The sequence below is a fragment of the Marisediminitalea sp. genome (assembly GCF_984433645.1).
The window spans coordinates 1-4,522 of sequence record NZ_CFIDRX010000253.1 but is presented as its reverse complement, the minus strand read 5'-3'; the positions used below and the strand labels follow the sequence as shown (position 1 = coordinate 4,522).

General features: G+C 49.0%; 4 protein-coding genes. All 4 read left to right on the top strand.

Annotation, left to right across the window (positions count from 1 at the left end):
* Positions 1-53 precede the first annotated feature (53 nt).
* Positions 54-1,043 carry an HlyD family secretion protein gene (locus AC4MRN_RS19725; protein ID WP_073325031.1) on the top strand — a complete coding sequence of 330 codons (990 nt, stop codon included), beginning with the start codon at positions 54-56 and terminating at the stop codon, positions 1,041-1,043.
* Entirely contained in the window at positions 1,040-2,221 is a 1,182-nt protein-coding gene (locus AC4MRN_RS19720) for an efflux RND transporter periplasmic adaptor subunit (RefSeq protein ID WP_073325032.1), read from the top strand. The genes AC4MRN_RS19725 and AC4MRN_RS19720 overlap by 4 nt, the downstream gene beginning before the upstream one ends.
* The gene (locus tag AC4MRN_RS19715; RefSeq protein ID WP_073325033.1) at positions 2,221-3,477 is read left to right on the top strand and encodes an ABC transporter permease; all 1,257 of its coding nucleotides are present in this window, start codon (positions 2,221-2,223) and stop codon (positions 3,475-3,477) included. The genes AC4MRN_RS19720 and AC4MRN_RS19715 overlap by 1 nt, the downstream gene beginning before the upstream one ends.
* Positions 3,478-3,534: 57 nt before the next feature.
* Positions 3,535-4,522, top strand: a 988-nt coding sequence (locus tag AC4MRN_RS19710; RefSeq protein ID WP_491204274.1) for a serine hydrolase domain-containing protein, incomplete at its 3' end; no start/stop codon positions are given.

Here is a 4,522-nt window from a genome sequence, read left to right as displayed (position 1 = left end):
GCTGTTGCCGGGAATGAGCGTTAGAGTGGTTTTCCCCAGTGAGGAGATTGCGCATGCGAACTAAAGCCATATTGTTGTTAACCACGCTAATAGTAGCCTGTTCCGATCAAAGTGGAACGTCGGTTCAAACAGCCCGAGTTTTAAAACAACCACTCACCGCCTCCGGCGAGATTGTTTCATTAAATACCGCCAGTATTTCGCCCCCCTCGGTACGGGGCATGTGGCAAATGAAAGTGCAGTTTCTGGTGCCGGAAAACGCCCATGTGAAAGAAGGTGATATGTTGGTGAAGTTTGACGACCAACAGCTCAAAACTAAGTTAATTGAGCAACGCAGCGAACTGGAAGCGGAATCAAAAAACTACCAGACCAAGCAGTTAGAAGACGAAGCAAAGCTGGAAGAGCTCAAGCTGGCTCTGGCTGAAGCACAAATGAACTACGATAAGCAGAAGCGGCTGGTAGAGATAGTCGATGTGGCAACCAAACGCGTAGAAAAAGAAAAACAGCGCAAAGAATTCGAAATAGCGCAGTCCAAATTAGCCCAGGCCCAACAACAGCTGGAGCAGTTTACCACGTCTCGTTCGCTGAACGACGAGCTGGCCAGGAGTAAAATAAACCGCCTGCGTACAAAGCTAAGCCGAACCCAAAGCAATATTGATAAGTTGCAAATCAAAGCGCCTAAAGCCGGGTTAATCATGTATAAAGCTGATCCCGAAGGCAATAAAACCGCAGTGGGTGACACGGTATGGATGGGACGGACGTTACTAACTATCCCCTCACTTGATGCACTGGCGATTAAAGCCCAGTTCGATGAAGCGGATACCGCTAAGCTAGCGCCTGGCACCGAGGTTAAGGTCACTCTGGATGCCTACCCGGAAATCCCCTATTCAGGCACCATCGTCTCATTGGGCGAAGCCTACAAAGAAAAATCGTCGACCAACCTGAGTATTGTATTTGATGTTGAGATAACACTGCACCAGATAGACGACAAACGCATGCGGCCCGGCATGAAAGCGAAAATAGAAGTGTTGGAGGCAAAAGCATGAATCGTTTGCTGATCATTTCGTTATGCAGTTGGCTGCTGTCTGGCTGCGACGACACGGAAGCGGTAATTCCCACCTATGAGGTTCGCCAACAACCCTTTGAGTTATCGGTGCCCATGAAAGGCGAGCTCGAAGCCGCTCAGGCCACAGCCATTGGTGTACCCAGTCGACGTCCAATGACGATCGCCTGGCTCGAACAGGAATATACTCAGGTCAAGAAGGGCCAACTGGTTGCCAAATTCGACGCTGAGCAACTCAGTTTAGATTTGCGTAAGGAAATGCTTGCCATCATGTTGCTCGAAGAAGACATGAAATTAAATCGTGAAAGCCTCACCACGGCCGAACAGGAAGTGAACGTTGACAAGGCGCTGGTTGTGAAGGAATTTGCCTTCGCAGACGAATTCAGCGTAGATGACCTTCGGGTTTATTCCCAGTTGGAAATCATCGAAAACATGCAGAATAAAGAATACCTCGGCGCCAAAGACGAATACCTGGACTGGAAAAAAGACAGCGTCGTAGAACAAAACACCAGCGCTATCGACGTTATCGCCATTCGCAAGCAAGGTAGCCAGGCAAAGTATGACCAGATCAAAATGGCCATGGACACGCTGGAAATTCGCGCTCCCTACGACGGCATGCTGGTGTATGAATCTAACTGGCGCGGGGAAAAGCCAGCTATTGGAGAAACCGTGTTTCCCGGTCGCCCTATCGCTAAAATTCCGGATATGTCCGCCATGCAGGCAAAAGGGTTTGTGCTCGACAAAGAAGCCATTGACCTTGCCCCCGGGCTACCCGTTTCAATTACCCTGGATGCCTACCCCGATCAGGTATTCCATGGAAAAGTAAAAGAAGTGGCAGGGTTTTCCCGCACCATCTCTCGCAATAATCCCACAAAGTATTTCGAGGTTACCGTCAGTCTCGACGACCAATCGTCCAGGCTACTCACACCAGGTCGGAAACTGCATGCCAGTATTAAAGTCAGCGAAGGGGAAACCCGCCTGACGCTGCCCACTCAGGCTATTTACAGCGATCAAGGAGTTAACTTTGTATTTAAGCAACAGGGCGATCAATTCGTCAGACAACGTATAGCAGTAGGCCAGAAAAACCTGTTTATGGTAGAGGTGACAGAAGGGCTAACCGAAGGCGATGTCATTGCCCTTGCTTACAAGGAGTTATTGTAATGGCCGGAACATTAAATGCCGCAACCCTCAAGTTACTGATAGGCGACGCCCTGAATGAATTGCTGTCGCAAAAACTGCGCACTTTTCTAACGTTACTAGGCATGATTTTTGGTGTGGGTGCCGTGATCGCCATGCTGAATATAGGCAAAGGCGCGGAACGGGAAGCGCTGAAAATGATTGGCGCTATGGGCTTACAAAACCTGATTGTCGAAGCGCACAGCTACAACAAAGAAGAGTTACAGGAAATACGTGAAGAGTCACTTGGCCTCACCTATTCAGATGTGCAGGCCGCGCTACATACCCTGCCCTTTATAACTGGCTACAGTGCGGAGAAGCAAATCAAGCTGTTCGCCCTTTACAGTGATTTCGCCAAAGCCGATGCGACCGCCGTTGGCGTTACCGCCAGTTACTTTACCCTGGCCAGTATGCAAACCAGTCAGGGCCGGTTGCTCAGCCCGGAAGACGAAAAACGCGTTGCACAAGTGGCGGTATTAGGCTCAGATGTTGCCCGAAACTTATTCGCCGATCAGGATCCCATCGGCCAGTACGTAAAAGTCAATCACCTGTGGTTTGAAGTGGTGGGCGTGTTAGCGACACCTGACTTTAATAAAGATGCGTTTCAGGGCGTCAAATTAGGGGGAGATCGCAATCAGGTTTTCGTTCCGCTGGCAACAAGCCAGATGAAGCTGAGTGCCGAGCCTCTTGCCAATGAACTGGACGTCGTAAAACTACAAGTTGACGAAGATTACTCCACTGTTCTCGCGGCAAAAGCGGTAACCCAATTGCTCAGTCAACGTCATGCCGGCGTTGAGGATTACCAATTAATTATTCCGGTACAACTACTGGCACAACAGGAAAACACCCAGCGTATTTTCAATATTGTTATGGCCTGTGTTGCCGGTATCTCACTGTTAGTGGGCGGCATCGGGATCATGAATATTATGTTGGCCAATGTGTTGGAACGCACCCGGGAAATCGGCTTACTGCGCGCTGTTGGCGCAACCCAACGCGACATTAAATTGCAGTTTATTACTGAGAGTTTTGTGATTTCTGTTGTCGGCGGGTTGCTGGGGATCGTATTTGGTCTGGTGCTGTCGGAGATCATTGGTTTTTACTCTGAATGGGCGGTAAGCTGGTCACTTACAGCCATTGTGCTTTCGGTGTCTATTTGCTTGCTGGTCGGTGTCGGCTTCGGTGTGTTTCCGGCAATCAAGGCGTCGAAGCTCAATCCGATTGATGCGCTACACACCGATTAGGCGTCGTTGCTAAGCTAGCCGGGCGTGGCCATTGTTCATAAAGAAAGGGAATGAAGCATGAACAAACTATTGAGCAGTTTACTACTTTTCATTGTAACGACGTCGGTCTGTGCATTTGATAAAGACAAACTCGACGCTTACCTGGCAACAATAGAAGCAAATGACAAGGCGATGTTGTCTTTGGCTATTACTAAGGACGGAAAGCCGGTCTATCAACGCGCAATTGGCTTTGCAGACATCGCCAGCCAGAAAAAAGCCAGTACCGACACCCTGTATCGTATTGGCTCCATCACAAAAGTGTTTACTTCTGTGATGATTTTTCAGCTCATCGACGAAGGCAAGCTGTCGCTAACCACCCCGCTCGCGCAATTTTACCCCGACGTGAAAAACGCAAGTGACATCACCATTGCCATGCTGTTAAGTCATCGTAGTGGGATCCACAATTTCACCAACGTGCCTGACTACGTGGAATACATGACTCAGCCAAAAACCAAGCAAGACATGCTGAGTATTATTGAAACCATGGACAGTGATTTTCCACCAGGGAGTAAGGCAAGTTACTCTAACAGCGGCTACGTTTTATTGGGGTATATTTTGGAAGACGTCACCGGTGATAGCTATGCAAATCAGTTAAAGCAGCGCATAACCAGTAAGCTTGGCCTGCAACACACGGTATTTGGTGAGCCCATTCAGGTGCAGCTCAACCACGCCAATTCATACAGTTTCCAGGCGTCCTGGACGCCTGCTACCCTAACCGATATGAGCATTCCTCATGCTGCAGGCGCAATCAGCGCGACGCCCACTAACGTGGCAGTATTTTTAAGCCATCTGTTTGAAGGTAAGTTACTCTCTGCCGCATCATTGGCAAAAATGAAAGAGATTAATCAGGGGTACGGTCACGGTTTATTTCAGTTCCCGTTTTTTGAACGCAAGGCGTATGGCCATACTGGCGGCATTGATGGGTTTAGCTCGCAAAGTGCGTATTTTGAAAGTGATGATGTAGCTGTGGTACTCACTGCCAATGGCCTGAATTACCCGCTAAATG

Coding starts and splice junctions, on each gene's coding strand:
- AC4MRN_RS19725 (WP_073325031.1), top strand. CDS start 54: ATGCGAACTAAAGCCATATTGTTGTTAACCACGCTAATAGTAGCCTGT.
- AC4MRN_RS19720 (WP_073325032.1), top strand. CDS start 1,040: ATGAATCGTTTGCTGATCATTTCGTTATGCAGTTGGCTGCTGTCTGGC.
- AC4MRN_RS19715 (WP_073325033.1), top strand. CDS start 2,221: ATGGCCGGAACATTAAATGCCGCAACCCTCAAGTTACTGATAGGCGAC.